The 19,375-nt window shown below is 68.1% G+C and carries 24 protein-coding genes; 13 read left to right on the top strand and 11 right to left on the bottom strand.

Features of this window, described 5'->3' with window-relative positions; all coding sequences use genetic code 11:
- Window positions 1–2 precede the first annotated feature (2 nt).
- Both ACWESM_RS26340 and ACWESM_RS26335 read left to right on the top strand, forming a co-directional pair.
- Window positions 3–338 (top strand): DUF3349 domain-containing protein, encoded by a 336-nt coding sequence (locus ACWESM_RS26340; protein WP_355071767.1) that lies wholly within the window; start codon window positions 3–5, stop codon window positions 336–338.
- A 15-nt stretch (window positions 339–353) separates the two neighbouring features.
- Entirely contained in the window at window positions 354–638 is a 285-nt protein-coding gene (locus tag ACWESM_RS26335) for a DUF3349 domain-containing protein (protein ID WP_355071768.1), read from the top strand.
- On the opposite strand, the gene ACWESM_RS26330 is transcribed toward ACWESM_RS26335, so the two are convergent.
- Both ACWESM_RS26330 and ACWESM_RS26325 read right to left on the bottom strand, forming a co-directional pair.
- A complete protein-coding gene (locus ACWESM_RS26330; protein WP_364424460.1) occupies window positions 639–1,079 on the bottom strand; it encodes a DUF4254 domain-containing protein in 441 nt (146 codons plus the stop codon).
- A gap of 49 nt (window positions 1,080–1,128) precedes the next feature.
- Window positions 1,129–1,431 (bottom strand): hypothetical protein, encoded by a 303-nt coding sequence (locus ACWESM_RS26325; protein ID WP_355071772.1) that lies wholly within the window; start codon window positions 1,429–1,431, stop codon window positions 1,129–1,131.
- Window positions 1,432–1,561: 130 nt separating this feature from the next.
- Between ACWESM_RS26325 and ACWESM_RS26320 the strand changes: the two genes are divergently transcribed.
- Together ACWESM_RS26320 and ACWESM_RS26315 are read left to right on the top strand one after the other, a co-directional pair.
- Window positions 1,562–2,443 (top strand): DUF5753 domain-containing protein, encoded by an 882-nt coding sequence (locus tag ACWESM_RS26320; RefSeq protein WP_397279589.1) that lies wholly within the window; start codon window positions 1,562–1,564, stop codon window positions 2,441–2,443.
- On the top strand, window positions 2,440–2,637 hold the full coding sequence (locus ACWESM_RS26315; RefSeq protein ID WP_379254077.1) for a DUF397 domain-containing protein: 198 nt from the start codon (window positions 2,440–2,442) through the stop codon (window positions 2,635–2,637). Before ACWESM_RS26320 ends, ACWESM_RS26315 begins: the two co-directional genes overlap by 4 nt.
- Before the next feature lie 237 nt (window positions 2,638–2,874).
- Here the strand turns inward: ACWESM_RS26315 and ACWESM_RS26310 are convergent, their stop codons facing one another.
- From ACWESM_RS26310 to ACWESM_RS26285, 6 genes are all read right to left on the bottom strand, one after another.
- Window positions 2,875–3,651 carry a DUF559 domain-containing protein gene (locus tag ACWESM_RS26310; RefSeq protein ID WP_397279592.1) on the bottom strand — a complete coding sequence of 259 codons (777 nt, stop codon included), beginning with the start codon at window positions 3,649–3,651 and terminating at the stop codon, window positions 2,875–2,877.
- Between the two features lie 188 nt (window positions 3,652–3,839).
- Entirely contained in the window at window positions 3,840–4,667 is an 828-nt protein-coding gene (locus ACWESM_RS26305) for a class II fructose-bisphosphate aldolase (protein WP_364424451.1), read from the bottom strand.
- Between the two features lie 243 nt (window positions 4,668–4,910).
- A complete protein-coding gene (locus tag ACWESM_RS26300; RefSeq protein WP_364424449.1) occupies window positions 4,911–5,873 on the bottom strand; it encodes a hexose kinase in 963 nt (320 codons plus the stop codon).
- Window positions 5,861–7,018: an N-acetylglucosamine-6-phosphate deacetylase gene (locus ACWESM_RS26295; RefSeq protein WP_397279595.1), complete on the bottom strand. Its 1,158-nt coding sequence runs from the start codon at window positions 7,016–7,018 to the stop codon at window positions 5,861–5,863. Before ACWESM_RS26295 ends, ACWESM_RS26300 begins: the two co-directional genes overlap by 13 nt.
- 385 nt (window positions 7,019–7,403) lie before the next feature.
- Complete coding sequence (locus ACWESM_RS26290; protein ID WP_452494012.1) at window positions 7,404–8,474, bottom strand: ROK family protein; 1,071 nt, start codon at window positions 8,472–8,474, stop codon at window positions 7,404–7,406.
- A gap of 160 nt (window positions 8,475–8,634) precedes the next feature.
- Window positions 8,635–9,546, bottom strand: a complete 912-nt coding sequence (locus ACWESM_RS26285; RefSeq protein ID WP_364424443.1) for an SIS domain-containing protein — start codon at window positions 9,544–9,546, stop codon at window positions 8,635–8,637.
- Window positions 9,547–9,706: 160 nt separating this feature from the next.
- On the opposite strand from ACWESM_RS26285, the gene ACWESM_RS26280 reads away from it, so the two are divergent.
- The 5 genes from ACWESM_RS26280 (at window position 9,707) to ACWESM_RS26260 (ending at window position 14,460) form a co-directional block, all read left to right on the top strand.
- Complete coding sequence (locus ACWESM_RS26280) at window positions 9,707–10,957, top strand: extracellular solute-binding protein (RefSeq protein ID WP_397279599.1); 1,251 nt, start codon at window positions 9,707–9,709, stop codon at window positions 10,955–10,957.
- Between the two features lies 1 nt (window position 10,958).
- On the top strand, window positions 10,959–11,840 hold the full coding sequence (locus tag ACWESM_RS26275) for a carbohydrate ABC transporter permease (protein WP_452494010.1): 882 nt from the start codon (window positions 10,959–10,961) through the stop codon (window positions 11,838–11,840).
- Window positions 11,837–12,730 carry a carbohydrate ABC transporter permease gene (locus ACWESM_RS26270; protein WP_397279603.1) on the top strand — a complete coding sequence of 298 codons (894 nt, stop codon included), beginning with the start codon at window positions 11,837–11,839 and terminating at the stop codon, window positions 12,728–12,730. Before ACWESM_RS26275 ends, ACWESM_RS26270 begins: the two co-directional genes overlap by 4 nt.
- A 92-nt stretch (window positions 12,731–12,822) precedes the next feature.
- Entirely contained in the window at window positions 12,823–13,557 is a 735-nt protein-coding gene (locus ACWESM_RS26265) for a TetR/AcrR family transcriptional regulator (RefSeq protein WP_364424434.1), read from the top strand.
- Window positions 13,558–13,668: 111 nt separating this feature from the next.
- Complete coding sequence (locus ACWESM_RS26260) at window positions 13,669–14,460, top strand: DeoR/GlpR family DNA-binding transcription regulator (RefSeq protein ID WP_355071795.1); 792 nt, start codon at window positions 13,669–13,671, stop codon at window positions 14,458–14,460.
- Window positions 14,461–14,464: 4 nt separating this feature from the next.
- Here the strand turns inward: ACWESM_RS26260 and ACWESM_RS26255 are convergent, their stop codons facing one another.
- The 3 genes from ACWESM_RS26255 to pnuC form a co-directional block, all read right to left on the bottom strand.
- On the bottom strand, window positions 14,465–15,283 hold the full coding sequence (locus ACWESM_RS26255) for a hypothetical protein (protein ID WP_397279606.1): 819 nt from the start codon (window positions 15,281–15,283) through the stop codon (window positions 14,465–14,467).
- Complete coding sequence (locus ACWESM_RS26250) at window positions 15,280–15,756, bottom strand: hypothetical protein (RefSeq protein WP_452494008.1); 477 nt, start codon at window positions 15,754–15,756, stop codon at window positions 15,280–15,282. The genes ACWESM_RS26255 and ACWESM_RS26250 overlap by 4 nt, the downstream gene beginning before the upstream one ends.
- 257 nt (window positions 15,757–16,013) lie before the next feature.
- Complete coding sequence (pnuC, locus tag ACWESM_RS26245) at window positions 16,014–16,709, bottom strand: nicotinamide riboside transporter PnuC (protein ID WP_364424428.1); 696 nt, start codon at window positions 16,707–16,709, stop codon at window positions 16,014–16,016.
- A 143-nt stretch (window positions 16,710–16,852) separates the two neighbouring features.
- On the opposite strand from pnuC, the gene ACWESM_RS26240 reads away from it, so the two are divergent.
- From ACWESM_RS26240 to ACWESM_RS26225, 4 genes are read left to right on the top strand one after another with little or no spacing between them, the layout of a single operon-like run.
- Window positions 16,853–17,656 (top strand): ABC transporter ATP-binding protein, encoded by an 804-nt coding sequence (locus ACWESM_RS26240; protein ID WP_355071802.1) that lies wholly within the window; start codon window positions 16,853–16,855, stop codon window positions 17,654–17,656.
- Complete coding sequence (locus ACWESM_RS26235) at window positions 17,653–17,775, top strand: hypothetical protein (RefSeq protein WP_452494007.1); 123 nt, start codon at window positions 17,653–17,655, stop codon at window positions 17,773–17,775. The genes ACWESM_RS26240 and ACWESM_RS26235 overlap by 4 nt, the downstream gene beginning before the upstream one ends.
- Entirely contained in the window at window positions 17,772–18,518 is a 747-nt protein-coding gene (locus ACWESM_RS26230; protein ID WP_355071804.1) for an ABC transporter permease, read from the top strand. The genes ACWESM_RS26235 and ACWESM_RS26230 overlap by 4 nt, the downstream gene beginning before the upstream one ends.
- 46 nt (window positions 18,519–18,564) lie before the next feature.
- A complete protein-coding gene (locus tag ACWESM_RS26225) occupies window positions 18,565–19,362 on the top strand; it encodes an ABC transporter permease (protein ID WP_355071806.1) in 798 nt (265 codons plus the stop codon).
- Window positions 19,363–19,375: the final 13 nt, after the last annotated feature.

Below are 19,375 nucleotides of genomic sequence, written 5' to 3'. Positions count from 1 at the left end.
GCGTGACCGATCCAGTGAAACCAGCCCCGGTTCGGCCGAAACTGCTCGGCAAAGTCGTGGGCTGGCTGCGCGCGGGCTACCCGCAGGGCGTGCCGCAGTCGGACTACGTGGCGTTGTTCGCCGTGCTGCACCGGCACCTCACCGACTACGAGGTGGTCGCGATCGCCGAGGAACTGGTCGCTTCGAACTCGGGCAGCGAGATCACGCACACCGAGATCGAGGAGGCCATCGCGCGGCTCGCCAAGGAGCAGCCGGACGAGCATGACGTGGCTCGCGTCGCGTCCCATCTGGCGGCCGGCGGCTGGCCGTTGGCCGATCCGCCCGCCGATTCCGACTGACCCGAGCCGCCGCCGATGCCTCCCTTCCTGCACGCGATCATCAGCTGGCTGCGGGTGGGATACCCGGACGGGGTCCCGGAAGCCGACTACATCCCGCTGCTCGCCCTGCTGCGCCGCCGCCTGTCCGACGCGGAGGTGGCCCGGATCGCCGCCGAGCTGGCCGGCTCCGGCGGCGCGGACATCGACCAGACCGACATCCAGGTGATGATCACCAAGATCACCAACGACATGCCGTCCGAAGCTGACGTGGCGCGGGTGCGCGCCCGGGTCGAGGCCAATGCGTGGCCGGGCGAGGACTGATCACGGGTGTTCGCGCGGGCCGCTGAGATAGGGGAGGCGGCGCACGCCCGCCGCGACCTCGTAGGCGAGATCTTCATAGCCCAGCGACAGTTCGGCGAGGCGCTCCCAGGCGTTGTGCACGGCCCATTCCGGCGCGCCGGAGAGGATGTCGTACGCGCTGGCGGAGAACTGCGCGAGCCGATCGACCACCATGCCCACGGTTTCGGTGTGCATGTGTGCGCCGCCGTGCGGCGGTGACGTCTCGGTGGCGACCCAGCGGTCGATGACGAGCACGAGGCGGGCGCGGTGCTGGTCGATCTCGTTCGTCCCGCCCGGTGCACAGCGCAGGCGGCGCTGGTGTAATCCCGCGAGTAGGTGAGCCGACTCCAGGACTGGGTGGGCGCGATGCGGCGCCATGCGGCAAGCCTTCAGGACGAGCTCTTTGGTGGGCAGCGGTTCCACTGCGTCAACCCCCTGGATCGAATTTTCGCGCCGGGCGTCACCTGAAGGATCATCGGCGATGCCGCCCGCCCGGACGCGGCAATCGGAACCGAGTGCGCAACGGCGCGGTGTCCCACGGCGATTCGAGGACGACGAGGCCGACCGCTTCCAGCGCGGTGAGCCCGACTGGGCGCACCAACTCCTCCGTCAGCGAAACCATCTCCGCCGCTTGGATAGCCGCCGTTGCCTGCTCGGTGTTCACCATCCGGCCACGCAGATAGGACACCACCCACGCGTCGTCACTGACCCGCCGCGCCTGATGCGGCGTCCGATCGCTCACGATCCACATGCGGTCGACGACGTGCACGGACATCAGAACCCCCTCCCCGCCGGAGCGGGTTCTGCCGAAAGCCCCCGCTGTGATGCGCAACACTCGAATCGTAAACTATACAACTCACTTTACGAAAGTGATTGCGCGGCATTGTCCGCTGTATCGTGCTGACATGGCGCTGTCACCTGCGGTTGCGCGTTGGGAGCTCGCGCTCCGGCTCCGGCAGCGACGGCTGGAGCTGGGTATCGGTGCCGCGTCGATCACCAGAGCGCTCGATGTCTCGGCCGCGTACTGGTCGCACATCGAAAACGAGCGCAACCTGCTCCCCAAGGACAAACTGGAACGGCTACTGAGCATCCTCGAGATCGATGCCGACGAACAGCGCGAACTGCTCGCCCTCAGGGAAGCCGCGAGAGGCCGCGGCTGGTGGAGCCGCTATTCCGCACTGTTCGGGGAAGACATCCTCCGTTACTACGGAATGGAGTGGGGCGCCGAATCGATCCGGACGTATGAGAGCCTCATGATGCCGGGCCTGCTACAAGGCGAGGAATACATTCGGGCACTGATGCTTTCGTCGGGCGCGACAGTGCGGGCGATCGAAGTCGATCAGCGTGTCGAAGCGAGGTTGCATCGGCAGCGACGGCTGACGGGGGAGAGTCCTGTTTCGCTGCGAGTGGTTGTCGGCGAGGCGGCGCTCCGGCAGCAGATCGGGGGACCGGACGTACTGCGGCGTCAACTGATCCATCTGGCAGACGTCCTCGAGTCGCATGACGAGTGCGTCGAACTACAGGTCATTCCGTTCACTGCCGCAGACAGTGTCCCGGCGAGCTCCACCTACCATCTCCTCGACTTCGCCAGTCCGCGATTGCCGACGCTCGCGTGGCATGAATCGGCGGTATTCGGCCAGATCATCGTCGATGACGAGGGCCGAAAGGAAACCAAAGTGCGCGACCTGGGTTTCGTGTTCGAGCGGGCGCGAACAATCGCGCTGTCCCGAGACGAGTCCCTGGCGCTCATCCGCGCGACCGCTGCTGAATTACAGTCGATCGAGTGAGCGGTACCGGGTGGTTCAAATCCTCGTATTCCAATGACAGCCAGACCTGCGTAGAAGTGTGCTTCGACGGTGGTCGGGTCCTGGTTCGGGACAGCAAGTTCGAGGGTCCATCGGACGCGTCGCCCACGCTGGCGTTCACGCCGACCCAGTGGGCGGGATTCACCTCCGCGATCCGCACCGCCGACCTCACCTGACACGTCTCCCAGCAGACTCTCAGCTTCACGACACCCATAACACAGCTCCATCCGGAAGAGTGTCTCCGTCGATGCGAAGCGATCCATCGACAGCCTCACCGGTGGGCAACTGCCCTGCCCACCACTGGAACCGGCCGGCGGCGCAGCCCCCTCGCATGCGTCGCCGGCCGCTCATGTCCACGAGTGGTACATGGCTGCGGCAAAACGCGAGAAGGCCTCTCGATGGTGTGCCACTCGTCAGATGTCGGCGCCGTGCCGGCGGAGGGCGTCCAGGGCCCGGGCGGTGATGGTTCGGGGGCGGTGGGTCAGGAGGGCGGCGCTTACTCGGATGAGGGTCCAGCCGAGGGATTCCAGGGCGGCGTTGCGGTCGATGTCCCAGGCGCGCTGGTCGCGGTCGGTCCAGTGGTGGGCTCCGTCGTATTCGACGGCGACTCGCCATTTGCGCCAGCCCATGTCGAGGCGTGCGAGGGTCATTCCGTCCGGGCCATGGATACGGATCTGGGTTTCCGGCGCGGGCAGTCCTGCTTGCCGCAGCAGCAAGCGCGTACGCGTCTCCTGGATGGACTCGGCGCCGCCGTCGATGTAGGGCAGAACTCGGCGCAAGCTCGTGGCGCCGCGTGCGCGCGGGTGCCGTTCGGCCAGCCGTTCGATGTCCGCGGTGGTCAGCCGGGTCGCGTTGCATAGGGCGTCGACGACTTCGACCGCCTCGTCGAAGTCGAGGCGTCGGGCCAGGTCGAACGCGGTCCGCGCCGGTGTGGTGCACCGGAATCCGCCGACGCTGCATACTTCGTCCGCCGGTATGGCGTCCCGATAGACCAGCACGTGCCGTGGCGGCCGGGCACGAGTCGACAGCGCGATCTCGGCGGGCTTATCGTCCAGCCACTGCGTCCCATGCATAGCCGCCGCGGAGAACCCGACCAGAATCCCGGTGCCCTTGACCCAATGCGCGACCGCCTGCGCGCGCCCCCGCGCATCCAGCCGAATCCCCTTCCGGACATAAACATCCGGAAACACACGCTCGAAGTCATTCCGCAACTCCCAAGCGCTTACCACCCCCGCGCGTACCGCCCAACTCCCCGGAAAAACCTCCCCGATCTCCCCCATACCCCCATCCTCCCCACCACCCCCGACAAATCTCGCGAGTGGCACATGGCTGTGGCAAAACGCGAGAAGAGGCCTCGATGGTGTGCCACTCGTGGCGGTCAACCGGCGAGGAGGTGGAGGAAGTGTTCGACTTCGGACTGGATGGCGGTGCGGGCGGGGGTGAGGTATTCGCGTGGGTCGGAGAGGTCGGGGGCTGCGGCTAGGCGGGCGCGGATGGCGGCGGTCATCCGGATGTTGAGGCGGGTGGCGATGTTGATCTTCGTCATGCCGTGTTCGACGGCGGCGCGCAGGCCGTGATCGGGGACGCCGGATGAGCCGTGTAGCACCAGGGGGACCGGGACCTTCGCGGCCAAGTGGGCGATGAGGTCGTTGTCGAGTTCGGCGGTGCGGGTGTGCATGGCGTGCGAGGAGCCGACGGCGACCGCGAGTGCGTCGACGCCGGTAGCGGTCACGAATTCGACCGCCTCGTCGGGATCGGTGCGTGCGCCGGGCGCGTGGGCGCCGTCCTTGCCGCCCACCTCACCGAGCTCGGCTTCGATGTGCACACCGCGCTCGTGGCACCAAGCGGTGATCGCGGCGGTGGCGGCGCGGTTGTCGGCGTAGTCGAGGGCCGAGCCGTCGTACATCACCGAGCGGATGCCGAGATCGACGGCGGCATGGATCAATTCGGTGCTGGTGGCGTGGTCGAGATGCACCGCGATCGCGGCCTCACTGTCGGCGGCGATGCGCAGGCAGGCCAGTGCCAGCGGGGCGATGCCGCGGTGATGGCGCGCGGTGTTCTCCGACAGTTGCAGCACCACCGGCTTTCTCGCCGATTCCGCGGCGGCCGCGATCGCCTCGGCATGCTCGAGGGTTATCACGTTGAAGGCGCCGAGTCCGCCGGGGCGGGCCGTGGCGATCAGATCCGGTATCGAGGTCAGCGGCATGGTTGCGTGCTTTCAAGGGCGAGCGGCGTACAGGGTTTACGGCGGAGGCGCGACCGGATGCGTTGGGGACCGGCTTGTGCGTCCGTGGCCGGCTCGCCGCATGCCGAGGTCGTCGGCGGGTGAACGCGGCATGTGGTTCGCCATGCGAGCCGCGTAAGCGACCAGGGTCGCGGGATCGCCCGGCTCGCCCGCATCGCGGGAGCGTTCCGCACGTTCGCGCGCAGCGGCGAACCGGCTCGGCCGTCATGGAGAAGTCTTCTGCGGTGTGGAGATGTCCAGTTCCCGAACCAGAACGGTGGGGGTAAGGCGGGTGCGCAGGGAGCGATCGATCTCACCGGCCACCGGAACCACCACGGCGGCCGCGGAGGTCGCGACCACGTCGGCGAGCAGGGCGGCCCAGTCCGGGCGCGATTCGGAGGAAAGGGCGGCGATCACCGCAGCCACCGCGGCATCGCCCGCGCCGGTGGGGTTTCCGGCGAGCGGTTCGGCGAGCGCCCCGGTCCACGCGCCGTCGGCGGTCACCGCGACGATCCCCTCGGGACCGCGGGTCGCGATCAGGGCGCGCACTCCGTTGTCGATCAGCGGCTTCGCGGCGATGACGATGTCGTCGGCGGTCGTCGGCCGGGTGCCGATGAGGCGCTGTAATTCGGTCTCGTCCGGAGTGAGCACGATGCCGGGCACCTGGGCGGCCAAGCGCAGCGCTTCGCCGTCGACGTCGCAGATGGTGGGCACGTCGGCCGCGATGGCGGTGCGGGCGATCTCGGCGGGCAGGGAGGGTTCGATGCCGCCGGGAAGCGACCCGGAGATGACCAATCCGGCGATTTCCGGGAGCAGTCCCGCCACCCGGACCGACAACTGTTCGGCGGCATGCGGATTGGAGACTCGCGCACCCGGCTCCCAGAGCGCGGTGGCCGTGCCGTCCTCGGATTCGCTGATCACCACGGTGCGGCGCACCCAGGGCAGCGCGTGCACGAAGTCGACCGGCATCTCCAGTTCGGCGGCGGCCGCGAAGGCGTGGTCGGAGAACCCGGTGGCCCTGGCGTACTTGCCGAGCTGATTCAGCACCCGGGTCACGTTGATGCCCTTGCCGCCGATGCGCTGCTCCACCGACCGGACCCGGTGGGCCTGCCCGCGTTCGAAGCGTTCGACGCGATAGGTCATGTCGTACGCGGGATTCATTGTCACGGTGAGGATCACTTCAACCACTGTCCACGTCTGAGCACCCCACGCAAGTGGAGATTGTCACGGACTGTCAATATGTCGGCGAAATAGCCGGGCCGCAGGTCACCGACGTCGGCGAGCCCGAGCGCGGCGGCCGGAACCGAGGTGGCCGCCAGGACCGCCGCGCGCAGCGGGACGCCGGCGTCGCGCACGGCCCGCGCGACGCATTCCAGCAGGGTGCTGACGCCGCCCGCGATCGACCCGTCGGCGATGCGCGCCACGCCGGCACGGACGGTCACCGGCTGCGGACCGAGCTGGTACTCGCCGTCGCCGAGCCCCGCGGCCTGCATGGCATCGGTGACCAGCGCGACTCGCCCCGGCGCGGTCGCGAACACCAGCGCGGCGAAGCCCGGATCCACGTGCACGCCGTCGCCGATCAGCTCCACCGTCACGTCACCGCCCGCGGCGGCCGCCAGCGCCGCGGCGACCGGGCCCGGGTTCCGGTGATGCAGCGGTGGCATGCCGTTCGCCAAGTGCGTCACGAGGCTTCCTGATCCTTTGGGAGCCAGCGCGTTCCGGAACGACGCGTAGTCGGTGTCGCTGTGGCCGAGCGCGACCACCACGCCGTTGTCGGTCAGCCGCCGCGCGACGGCCGCGTAGCCGGGACGTTCCGGCGCGAGCGTCATCGCGCGCAGGTGCGCGCCACCCGCGTCCAGCAGCCGGTCGGTCAGCCCGAGATCGGGGTCGCACAGATATCGCGGGTCCTGCGCCCCGCAGCGCGCCGCGGACAGGAAGGGCCCCTCGACGTGGATACCGCCGAGCGCGCCTTCCTCGGCGAGTTCGCGCAAGGTGGCGGTCTGCGCCACCATTTCCGCGGCGGGGCCGGTGACCACGCTCGCCACCACGGTGGTCGAGCCGCGCGCATGGTGCGATTGCGCCGCCGCGCGGGCCTGCTCACCGCGCACGGTATCGAACCGGTACCCGAACCCGCCGTGATTGTGAATGTCCACAAGCCCCGGCAGCACGGTTCCCGAAAATGGCGGCTCAGGTAAATCGCGATGCGTCGCGCGCCACTGCGCGAACGACCGCACCGCGTCGATCCGATCCCCGGACACCATCACTACGCCGTCGTCCACCGTGACGCTCGCCGAGACGATGCGCCCCCGGATGAGCTGTGTGTGTGCTGTCATTCGAGTGCCCCTCGGCTCGCGCGGACCGGCTGCTGGATAGGGATGTCCACTGTGCTGGCTGAAGTTTGCCGTGCGCGACTGTCGACGAACGGCCGGGCGGCCGGGATGATCCGGAAGCGGTACGTCGTCGGGCGCGGGACCGCGCCGCACGGGTTCGAGGCGCGCAGGTGGTCACCGTGCCCGGCGGCAACCGTCTCGACGGGATCGGGCCCCGGGTCATGGGCGCTACTCGCGGTGCCGACCATGTGGTCGGGCTGTGCTGCCATCGAGCCGCCGCGCGGTCGCTCGTACGACGATCCGGCCCTGAAGACCCGCGCGGGGCCCTTGTCGAGAGGCACGCTCGGCGAGACGTGGGGTCCTCGGTTCGCCGGCCGCGCGGGTGACGTCATGTCAACGCTCCGCTGCGGGCGAAGAGGGCGGCGCCTGCCAAGCCCGCGCGTGCGCCGAACCGGCCGAGGACGACTCGGGGAGCGGGGACCAGGCGGAGCCGGTCGGACAGGGCGCGGTGCAGTGGGTCGGTGAGCGCCGCGCCCGCTCCGGCGAGCCCGCCGCCGAGGACGACGAGTTCGGGGCAGGCCGCGTGGACGATGCCGACCAGACCGTCGGCGAGCGCGTCGACCGCGTCCGCCACGACGGCGGCGGCGTCGGGGTCGGTGGACATGAGTGCGAAAACTTCCGCCGCGCCGCCGGTCTCGCGTCCGGTGCGCCGGGTGTAGGCCCGCGCGATGGCCGCGCCCGAGGCGACCGTCTCGACGCATCCGGTATTGCCGCAGGGGCAGGGCAATCCGCCCGCACGCCGCACCGGCACGTGCCCGTACTCGCCGACCTGGCCGTAGCTGCTGCGCACCAGCCTCCCGCCGACCGACAGCGTGCCCGAGATACCGGTGCCGAGAATGACGACGCACACATTCTCGTGGCCCTGCCCTGCGCCGTACCGCCATTCCGCCCAACCGGCCACGGCGACATCGTGTTCGATCAGCGTCGGTACACCCCAGCGCTCGGGGAAGCGGTCGCCCACGTGCACGTCCCGCCAGCCGACGTTGCTGCTGAACACGGCGACCGACCGGGCGGTGTCGACGATGCCGGGCAGCACGACGGCGGCGCGACGTACCCGGCGGCGGTCGGATTCCGGGAGTCCCCCGAGTAACCGATCGCCCAGCTCGCCCATGGCATCGAACGCGGCCGGACCATGCGGTGTAGCCACGGTGCCCACGGCCAGCGCAGCGCCCCCCGCGTCGGTGATCTCGCCTTTGATGGTGGTGCCGCCGACATCCATGCCGAGCACGAGCGCGTCGTCCGGCAGCGCCCGCGCCGCTGCGCCGAGTATGTCCGTGGGCTGCCCGGCCGAACCTCGCCGCGCGGTCGTCCGGTCGCCGGGGCAGGCGCGGTCCGTCTCCGCGCCGCGCGACCCGGACACGGACGCACCCGACGGCGCACGCGGCTGCTCGGTTCCCATCCTCGGCACAGTAGTTCGTGGTGGCTCCCGCGACGGTGCGCATGCGGCCTGTGGTGATGTCACGAGTTCGAGTCGACTCGAGGCCGACGGTGTGGCTGCGGGCGCGACGATGCCGTCCGCACCCGGCGCGGTACGGCGAATGCTCACCGCAGGCCCTCGGTCACGACTTCAAAACCACCGAGCGATTCAGGCCGCGCGGGTGGTCGGGGTCCAATCCCAGGTCGGCGGAACGCAGGAGGCAGAGCCGATGCACTCGGACCAGGTCCGCCATCGGGTCGATGTCGCGATGCTCCAGGTGGGCGCCGGTGGCGGCGACGTCGTCGGCGAAGCCCGGCTCGAGTGGGCCGAACGCCCAGACCGCCCGGCCGGGTGCCGAGATGGCGATCGGGCCGTGGCGGTACTCCGTCGCCGGATACGCCTCCGTCCAGGACTGACAGGATTCGCGCAGCTTGAGCGCCGCCTCCTCGGCGATGGCCGCCGCGAATCCCATACCGACGAAGCTGATCTGCTCGGCGTGGCGGACCGCGGCCAGCGACTCGGCGGGATCCTCGGTGAGCACCGCGCGCGCTCGGGCGATCACCGAGGTGAGGTCTTCGCCGAGGTGGTTGCGCAGGATGGCGAGGGTGGTCGTCGCGAAGCGGGTCTGCACCACCGACCGCTCGTCGACCTGGTCGATGAGGATCGGGTCGCCCAGTTCGAGGACGGGCGTGCCGGGACTGGAGCAGATCACCGTCCGAGGGACGTGCGCCGGGATGTCCCGCATCGCGCGCACCACTTCGGTGGTGGTGCCGGAGCGGCAGATCACCAGGTAGCGGTCGTACTCGCGAGCGCGGACCGCGCTGGCGGGCCAGGCGTCGGTGAGGCCATGACCCGCGCCCTCGCGCAGTGCCGCGATGGCGCGCGCCATGAAATACGACGTGCCGCAACCGATCACCGCGACCCGCTCGCCCGGTTTCGGCAGTACGGCGCGATGTTCCGCCGCGACGGCGGCGGCGTGCGTCCAATCGTCCGGCTGGGTGGCCACTTCGGTGACCAGATGCGGCTGCGGCGTGTGGTCGGCAGGCGTAGGCACGCAACCAGCTTCACTCTGAATGATCGTTTATGTCAAATTTCAGACGAAAACGGTCACATATGATCACAATTCGGGTTAGATTGAGGTGCACCGACGGTGTGTCCTCCCATCATCGGCGGCTCCGCTGGCGCCGGGTGGGTAAATCTGAAAGGTTCTGCTCGTGAAAAGACCATTCCACCGCGTGCTTGCCGGAGTCGCGATGGTCACCGGCGTCGCGCTGGCCCTGTCGTCCTGTGGGTTCGGTTCGAAAAGTGGTGCGGACTCGGCTACCACGATCAATTTCCTCGCTCCCGCCTACAGCGACGGCGCCACGGGCACCAAGGCGCTGTGGGACGGCATCATCGCCGAATTCCAGAAGCAGAACCCGGGCATCACCGTCGATCTGCAGATGGAGTCGTGGAACTCGATCAACGACGTGGTGCGCACCAAGCTCCAGTCGCAGTCGACCACCCCGGACATCCTCAACATCGACGCCTACGCCAGCTTCGCGGGCGACGGCCTGCTCTACCCGGCGACCGACATCGTCTCCGCGCCGGTGCTGGCCGACATCCAGCCCGCTTTCGCGCAGAACGCGGCGCTGAACGGCACGCAATACGCGCTGCCGCTGTTCGCCTCCACCCGAACCCTGTTCTACAACACCGAACTGTTCGAGAAAGCGGGCATCGTCCGGCCGCCGAAGAACTGGGCCGAGCTGACCGACGCGGCGAAGAAGATTCAGGCGCTGGGCGGCGGCGTCTCCGGGTACGGGCTCCCGCTGGGCAGCGAGGAGGCGCAAGGCGAAACCTCCATCTGGACCTTCGGCGCGGGTGGCTCGTGGGCCGACGGCGACCGGGTCACCGTGGACACCCCGGAGAACCTGGAAGGGGTGCGGGCCATGCGTGAGCTGATCGACGCCGGTGCGACGCAGCCGAATCCGGGCGCGACCGACCGCAAGGACGTGATCAACGCCTTCATCCAGGGCAAGATCGGCATGATCGAAGCCCTGCCGCCCACCATCGGTCAGATCACCGCGAAGAATCCGGGTCTGCGGTACGCGACCGCGCCTTCGCCGACCAAGACCGGGAACCCGGTCACGCTCGGGGTGGCCGATCATCTGATGGCGTTCAAGAAGGACGGCGCCAAGGCCGAGTCGATCAAGAAGTTCCTCGACTACTTCTATTCGGCGGCGGTATACGCGGACTTCGTCAAGCACGAGGGCTTCATCCCGATCACCCACAGTGCCGCCACCGCCCTCGCCGAGGACCCGGTGACGAAGGCGTTCGCCGCCACGCTTCCGGTCGCGAGGTTCTATCCGAGCAACAACCCGAAATGGGCCGTGGCGCAAGGGGTGATCCGCCAGCAGATGGGCACCATCGCACAGGGCGCCGACCCCGCTCAGGTGTTGCGACGGATCCAGGAAGCAACGAAATAGCGTGCGGCGCAGAGGAGTACTGGCGGCACTGCCGTGGATCGGGCCGTCACTGGTCCTGATCGCGGCCGTTGTCGCCTTCCCGGCCTGCTACATGCTGTGGACCAGCACCAGGGACCTCAGCGCCTACGGCCAGGACCGCGGCGCCGCCGGACTGGCCAATTACCGGGCGCTGTTCGACATCTCGGAACTCGGCTCGGTGCTGGTCCACACGGTGGTCTGGGTGGTCGGCGTCGTGCTGGTCACGCTGGCGTTGTCCGTGGCGCTGGCCCAATTCCTGAACAAGGAGTTCCCCGGCCGCGCCGTGGTACGGATGGCGATCCTGGTGCCGTGGGCGGCGTCGGTCGTGATGACGACCACGATCTTCTACTACATGCTCGATCCGGACGTGGGCATCGCCAATCGGTTCCTGGTGGACATCGGCCTGCTCGACCGCGGATACGGGTTCACCAAGCAGCCGACGCAGGCGTTCCTCGTGGCGATGGGCGTCGCGGTGTTCGTCTCGGTGCCGTTCACCACCTACACGATTCTGGCCGGACTGCAAGCCATTCCGGCGGAGATCGAGGAGGCGGGGCGGGTCGACGGCGCGAGCGCCTGGCAGCGCTACCGCCATCTCACATTGCCGCAGCTGCGTCCGGCGATCGCGGTGGCGACCATCATCAACATCATCAACGTGTTCAACTCGCTGCCGATCCTGCAAGTGATCACCGGAAGCATCGCAGGCTTCTCGGCGGACACCACGACGACGCTGACCTTCAAGCTGATCCGGCAGAACCAGCAGGTCGACACCGCCGCGGCGATGAGCGTGCTGAACTTCGCGCTGATCGTCGTCGTCATCGCGATCTACGTGAAGCTGGTCCGTCCGACCGCGGAGATCGACCGATGACGACGCGGGTGGAGGTACGCGAGCAGGCCACGGCGACGCCGCACGCCCCGGCGGCGCCCGCGCGCCGCGCACGACGCCGCTGGGAGCTCACCGCCGTCGGCGTGGTGCTCGCCGCGGTGTTCCTGCTGCCGTTCGTCGTGATGGTGCTCGGTTCGCTGAAGAGCAGAGCCGAGATCCTGCGCATCCCGCCGACGTATCTGCCGCAGTCCTGGCATCCGGACAACTACGCGACGATGTGGGACACCCCCGAGACGCCGCTTCCGTTCAACCTGGCCAGCACGATCATCATCGCGGTCTGCGCCACCGCTTTGGTGCTGGCCGTGGCGATTCCGGCCGGGTATTACACGGCGCGGCACCGTTTTCCGGGGCGCCTGGTGTTTCTCGGCGTGGTGCTGGTGACCCAGATGTTGCAGCCGACGGTGCTGGTCACCGGGTTGATCCGGGAGTTCTTCGCGCTCGGCATCAACGACACCTGGCTGGCGATGATCTTGGTGAACGCCGCGTTCAACCTGTCGTTCGCGGTGTGGATCCTGCACAGTTTCTTCGCCGCGATCCCGGTGGAGATCGAGGAAGCCGCGATGCTCGACGGGCTCGGGCGCGGGCAGATCCTGGTCCGGGTGAGCCTGCCGCTGGTGTGGCCCGGCATCGTGACGGCGACGATCTTCGTCGTGGTGGCGTGCTGGAACGAATTCGCCGCCAGCCTGGTCGTGCTCACCACGCCGGAGAACCAACCGCTGTCGGTGGCGCTGACCAAGTTCGTCGGCCAGTACGACACCGCGTGGCAATACGTGTTCGCGATCTCCACCGTCGGCATCGTCCCGGTGGTGCTGCTGTTCGCTCTCATCGAGAAGCGTCTGGTGGCGGGGTTGACCGCGGGAAGCGTGAAATAGCCTGCGAGAACTGGCGCACCGGGATGACGGAATCGCCGCGCCGCCACCGTTCGGCGCGCTGATGGAAGGTAGCCGCGCGGTAGCATCGAGAGGTGACACGGCGGGATCACGGACCCAAGGACGGTCGCAGCTACGGCGGGCTGTCCAAGGAACAGCGGGTTGCCCAGCGGCAGACCCGCCTGATCGATGCCGCTCTCGAACTATTCGGCACCCAGGGATACGCGGCCACCTCGATCGAGCGCCTCTGCGCCGTGGCGAACGTCTCCACGCGCAGCTTCTACGAGGACATGGGCAGCCGCGAAGCGCTGCTCATCGCCCTGGCGAATCGCATCACCTCCCGTGCGCTGGAACGCGCGCTGACCGCACTGGCGGCCACCGAGAACGAGCCCTTGCCCACCCGCGTGGTAGCGAGTTTCCGCGCTTATCTGAGCGTCACGTGCGCCGACGCCCGGTCCGCGCGGGTCTGTTATGTCGAGGTGGTCGGCGTGAGCACGGCGGTGGAGCAGTGGCGCAGGCAGCAGCGTGGTCTGCTGTCGGCGCTGCTGATCAGCGAGGCCGAACGCGCTGTCGGCCGTGGCGAGACCGGTCCGCGGCGTTTCGATCTCTTCGCGCTGGCCGTGATCGGCGCGGTCACCTCACTCGCCCAGGAATTGGTGCAGGGTACGTCGCCGGGTTCGGCGGTGAGTCTGGACGAGATCTGCGAAGAGATCGCCTACTTCGTGAATTCCGGTCTTTCCCAGGCGCGCGATCCGGGTGCGGAAGACGGGCGTCTTCCCGCTACCGCGGCGCTTCCGGCCCGGCCCACCGTCGAGGCCGATGTGTTCTGAGCGGGGCCGGTGTCGGCCGTGCGGATTTCCGCGGTCGGTGGGTGCGTGTGTTCATATTGTTCGCGTGTTCGCCGAAACAGCAGGTTGCCCGCGCGAGCGGGGCGGTGTGAGATGACCGGGCCGTCGGATCGTCCGCAACGGTGGAACCGGTTGCTGGAATTGCTCGCCGAATCCGGGCGGCTTTCGGTGGAGGAGGCCGCCGAGCGGCTCGGTGTGTCCGCCGCTACGGTGCGTCGCGATTTCACCGCGCTCGCCGAACAGCAGCTGGCCACCAGGACGCACGGCGGTGTGGTGGCGACCTCGGTGGCCTACGATCTGCCCGCGCGTTACCGGCAGAGTGCGGGCGAGGCCAAGCAGCGCATCGCCGAACACGCCGCGTCGCTGGTCGATCCGTGCGCGGTGGTCGGGATGAACGGCGGCACCACCACCACGGCGGTGGCCAGGGCGCTGGCCGTGCGCACGGATCTCGGATCGGCCGGTGACGAACAGCTCACTCTGGTCACCAACGCGCTGAACATCGCGGGGGAGATGGTGCTGCGGCCACACGTGCGCACGATCGTTCTCGGCGGTGTGGCCCGGCGCGAGTCCTACGAGCTGCACGGGCCGCTGGCCGAACGGGCGCTGGCCGAACTGCGGCTCGACGATCTCGTGCTCGGCGTGAACGCGATCTCCGTCGAGGGCGGCGCCCAGTGCAGGCACATCGACGAGGCCGGGGTGACCACCGAGATGGTGCGGCGTTCCGGCCGGGTGCTGGTGGTGGCCACCGCGGACAAGCTCGAGCGCACCGCACTGGCCCGCATCTGCGGCATCGAGCAGGTGCAGGTGCTGGTCACCGATACCGGCGCGGATCCGGGGGCGGTGCAGGCGATCCGGGCGGCGGGCGTGCGGGTCGACGTGGTGTAGGCGCTCACGCCGTCTGCGCGATCCAAGTGTCCCAATAATCTTCGTACCACTGACGGAAGTTCTGGCCGTACGACATATTGCTGTGGCTTCCTCTCTCGAAGCGATAGTGATCAGCTATTCGTTGTACCGCCTCGTCGTGGGAGAACTCTCCACCGCGATATCTCTCATAAATCCTGCGGTATTTCCCCGAGACGCTGTGATTGATGTCCGGCCCGCCATTTTCGAGTATCTGGCGGCGTATGGCGAGCTGTGACATGACGGCATGGCCCTCGTTCCGCAGCGACCGGTCCACATGATCGACCACCCATTGCTCCCGCGTTCGGCCCATCGGCGGCGAGGGGGCGTCGTTATGCGGATTACCGGGGTGGGCATGGTCGATCTCATGTGCGAGCGCATCGGCGGAGGCTCTGGCGTTGCCTTCCATATTGCGATCGAGAACAACAGCCTTCTCGTCGTAGTCGGCATAGGTTCCGTCCCCTCTCTTTCCGTAGCGAATGGTCCATCCGAACTGCTGTACGTCCTGGATCTGACGAATGAGGTCCTCGGACAACCCGGCGATTTCGTCGACTTCTCCGCCCAGCCCGGTCTCTACGGACGTCGGGTAGCCGAGCCGCTGTAGGCGTTTCTGGTATTCCGGGATTTCCCGGGTTTCCCTTCGGATGGCATCCCGACCGGCGAGATCGGCGTCAATTGTCTTGGCGACGGTCAGGTTGACTTCTCCGCTGAGATTATGGACATTGTGCGATGCGGCATTCGCGTATCTCGATAGATCGCGGCGTAGGCCGGTCGTCAGGTTCAGGAACAGTTCGCGGAGACGTCTCATTCCGGGCTACCGCTGCCGAGGCTCCGAGCTCGTCCACGGTTCTCGTGTACGGATATGTCTCTGAGGAGTTGCGAGCGGGCATGGAATCTGATGCGCAGCTTTCTCGCCCCATGCTCAGAGGTGAACGAAACCGCTCCTTCGGGCGGAATCCTCGGGTCGACCCGTGTGTTTTCCATCGGGAGTTCGAAGATCCCGGCCATATCCGCGCGGGTGATGCGGACGTCCATCGCGACGTGCATGATCACCAGGGCATGTGAACCGACTGCCCCCGTGCGCGGGCCGCGGAACACGATTGACGAGAACGGCCCGCCGTCCGGGTATGCCACGAATTCGCTTGTATGCGGATTCGCGCAGGGTACTGCACTGAACTCCATCGCGCACGCCGAGGAGACATAGTGTGGTGTGAAGCATTCTGGGACCGCCAGTACATGATTGGCAATCAGTCGGATATCGCGGATGTATGGCGATGTCATGCTGGCTGTTCCTCCGCGGGCCGAAGTGCTCAGGCCCGCGGATCATGACGCTCACATGCCGGAAATCGTTCCTACCAGCGGTGGTGCGGCGCGGTCATCGGGATGTCGAGCAACTCGGGCTCTGTGCGGTTTTGGGCTTCTTCGCAAGTGTGGCAAACATGTGGCACCGCATATATTCCCAGTATTGGGAATGGCGTGAAGGCCGGATCAGGCTGGTAGCGAACGAATTACTGATTGATGGACCGGGTGTCCGCCGGTCACCGATCGGCGGTGCTGAACCGATTCAGCGGCGTATCGGCGCCGGTGGGTCGGCGCATGGCTCGCGCCCAAACGAGGAATCCCCAGGCTACGAAACCCGCGTAGACCAGATACAGCGTCGCCGACGGGTAGTAGCCCGCACGCACCAGCAGTGGAATGCCGACCAGGTCGACCGCGACCCAGATCAACCAGAACTCGGCCAGCCCCCTGGCCATGCCGTAGGTGGCCAGCACCGAGCCGGTGAAGATCCATGCCTCGGCCCACGGGCCGTAGGAACCGAGCCATTCGAAGAGCTGGGCGAAAACGGCCGTGCCCGCGAGCATCGCCACCACCAGGACGACGCGTTCGCGCGTGCTCGCCCAGCGCGGGTCGACGCCGCGGTGCTCGAGCGCGGTCCCGCGTGCCGCGTGCCGGTACCAGCTCCACCAGCCGTACACGCTGACCGCGATGAACATCAGCTGGCGTCCGGCCTGTCCGGCCATGTTCAGCTGCTGCGGAGTGTGGAACACCCCACCGACGAATACGGTGAACAGCAGCGCGTTCCCGGCGATGCCGACGGGCCAGGCCCAGACCCGCCGCCGCATGCCGCCGATCGCGGAAGCCAAGCCGAAGCCGTTGCCGACCACCTCGCGCCAGAGGATCTCCGAGCCCGCGATGTGCAGCTTGGCGTCGAGCAGCGTGAGGATCGGGTTCACCTGTCGTGTAACCCGCGGCGGGGCGTATCTCATCCGTTCGGATCGCCGCGATCGGAAATGCGCGGTGCGGACCGTAACGATTGCGCAATCTGGCGACGCCATTCGCAATGTCCGTGCAACGGGGTGCTCCTATGGTGGCCGTCATGAGCACGGAGAGCGATACCGCCGGGGGGACCGGAATTCATCTCAGCGGATTGACCAAGACCTTCCGGGTCGGGCGGAAAACCGTGCAGGCGCTGGCGAGCGTCGATCTGCACACCGAGCAGGGCGCGTTCCTGTCGCTGCTCGGTCCGTCCGGCTGCGGCAAGTCGACGGTGCTGCGCATTCTCGCTGGCCTGGAGACGCCGACGGCGGGCAAGGCGCTGATCGACGGCTCGACGCCCGCCGAACTGCGCGGCAAGCACGCGTTCGGCATCGCCTTCCAGGATTCGGCGCTGCTGCCGTGGCGATCGGTGGCGTCGAATATCGCGCTGCCGCTCCAGGTCGCGGGCATCACGCCGGAGCCGGGGCAGATCGATGACCTGATCCGCCTGGTCGGGCTGGACGGCTTCGAGAAGGCCAAGCCCGCGCAGCTGTCCGGCGGCATGCGCCAGCGCGTCTCGATCGCGCGCGCACTGGTGGTGAAGCCCACCGTGCTGCTGCTGGACGAACCGTTCGGAGCGCTGGACGACATGACCAGGCAGCGGCTCAATCTGGAGTTGCTGCGGATCTGGACCGAGAAGCCCGCGACGACGTTGATGGTGACCCATGGCATCGCGGAGGCGGTGTTCCTGTCCGACGTGGTGGCCGTGATGAGCCCGCGGCCGGGGCGGGTGCTGGAACTGGTCGAGATCGATCTGCCGCGTCCACGGCTGCCCGAGATGATGCGGACACCGGAATTCCACAAGCTGCACGACTATCTGTCCGAGCTGCTGTTCGGGACCGCCGGAAAAGGAGGCGTCGCATGAACGAGCACCAACCGGAACGCTGTGTGCGGCACCGTAAGCCGGGCTGGCAGCGGGCGAGCGTGCGCACTGGGCCGCTGCGGCGGCAGCTGTGCGTCCGGCGGACAGGGGATACGGCGTGAAGCGCTTCGGCGGCGTGCTCGGCGTGCTGGGGCTGGTCGCGGTGTGGTGGGCGCTCGCGGCGTTCGAGGTAGCGGGCGGCACCATACCGAGTCCCTGGCAGGTGCTGCACACCATGTACTCCGACGGATGGGGCCTGTACGGCCCCAATTTCCGGATCACCGCGCTCGGCGCGCTGCAGGGATTCGTCTGGGGCAACGGCCTGGCCATCGCCCTGGCCGTCCTGATCGTGCTGGTCCCGCCGATCGAGTCGCTGGCGACCCAGTTGGCGATCCTGAGCTATTGCACTCCGCTGCTCGCGCTGGGCCCGATCATCCTTGTGGTGTTCGGCGGACGCACCCCGACGGTCTTCCTTGCCGCGATGTACTGCTTCTTCACCACTATGGTCGGCACCGTCGCCGGGTTGCGCTCGGCCGACCGGACCAGCCTGGAGTTGGTGCGCGCCTACGGCGGCGGACGCTGGCAGCAGTTGTACCGGGTGCAGGCGATCTCGGCGCTGCCGAGCACGTTCGCGGCGTTGAAGATCGCCGCGCCGTCGGCCGTGCTCGGCGCGATCATCGGCGAGTACCTCGGTGGCGTGGACAGCGGCATCGGGGTGGCGCTGACCGCCGCCCAGACCTCCTACAACGTGCCACGCACCTGGGGCATGGCGCTGGCGGCCGCCGCGCTGGCCGGACTCGGCTACGCGCTGGTGGCGCTGGCCGCCCGCCTGGCCGCGCCCTGGACCGTCCGGGAGGCGCGATGAAGATCTCCACGCGCGTTGCGCTGCACCAGGTCACGGGGGAGGTCCGATGAATCTGCTGCGACGGATCGGGATCTTCCTTTTCCCGCTGTGCACATCGCTGGTGCTGATGCTGGTGATCTGGTACGTCTTCCTGAAAGCGTTTCCGCAGGTCGGCCCGCGGGTGGGCAAGACGCCCGGCGATATCTGGACCTATTTGGTGACGGCGCCCAACGCCGCGACCGCGCGGCAGGCGATCCTGGACGACCTGCAGATCACGCTGCGTGACGCGGCGCTCGGGTTCGGCGCGGGCATGCTCGCCGCGTTGGTGGTCGCCGCGCTGTTCGTGTCGTTCGCCGCGATCGAGCAGACCTTCCTGCCGGTGGCGATGCTGCTGCGCTCGGTTCCGCTGGTGGCGCTCACGCCGATCATCGTGCTGGTGTTCGGCCGCGGCCAGGCCGGGGTCGCGGTGCTCGCCGCGATCGTGGTGTTCTTCCCCGCGCTGGTCATGATCATGGCGGGATTGCGCAACGCGCCGCGGCAGGCGCTGGAACTGGTGGCCGCGTACGGCGGATCGCGGTGGACCGGGCTGCGCATGGTGGCCGTGCCCGCGGCGCTGCCCTCGGTGTTCGCCGCCGCGCGGATCTCGGTGCCGGGTGCGCTGATCGGCGCGTTGCTCGGTGAGTGGCTCGGCAGCGGCACCGGCCTGGGCGCCGGCTTGATCCGGGCGATCCCCACGTTCCAGTACAGCAAGTTGTGGGCATCGATCGTCATCGTCACGCTGGTCTCGGTGGCGCTCTACGCGATCGTCGGTGTCGTGGAGAACCTGGTGCTGGCCCGGTTCGGACCGGAAGCGGGACGACTCTGACCGAACCGAATTC

The organism is Nocardia sp. NPDC003999, assembly GCF_053604885.1.
This window is presented reverse-complemented; position numbering and strand designations above follow the sequence as displayed.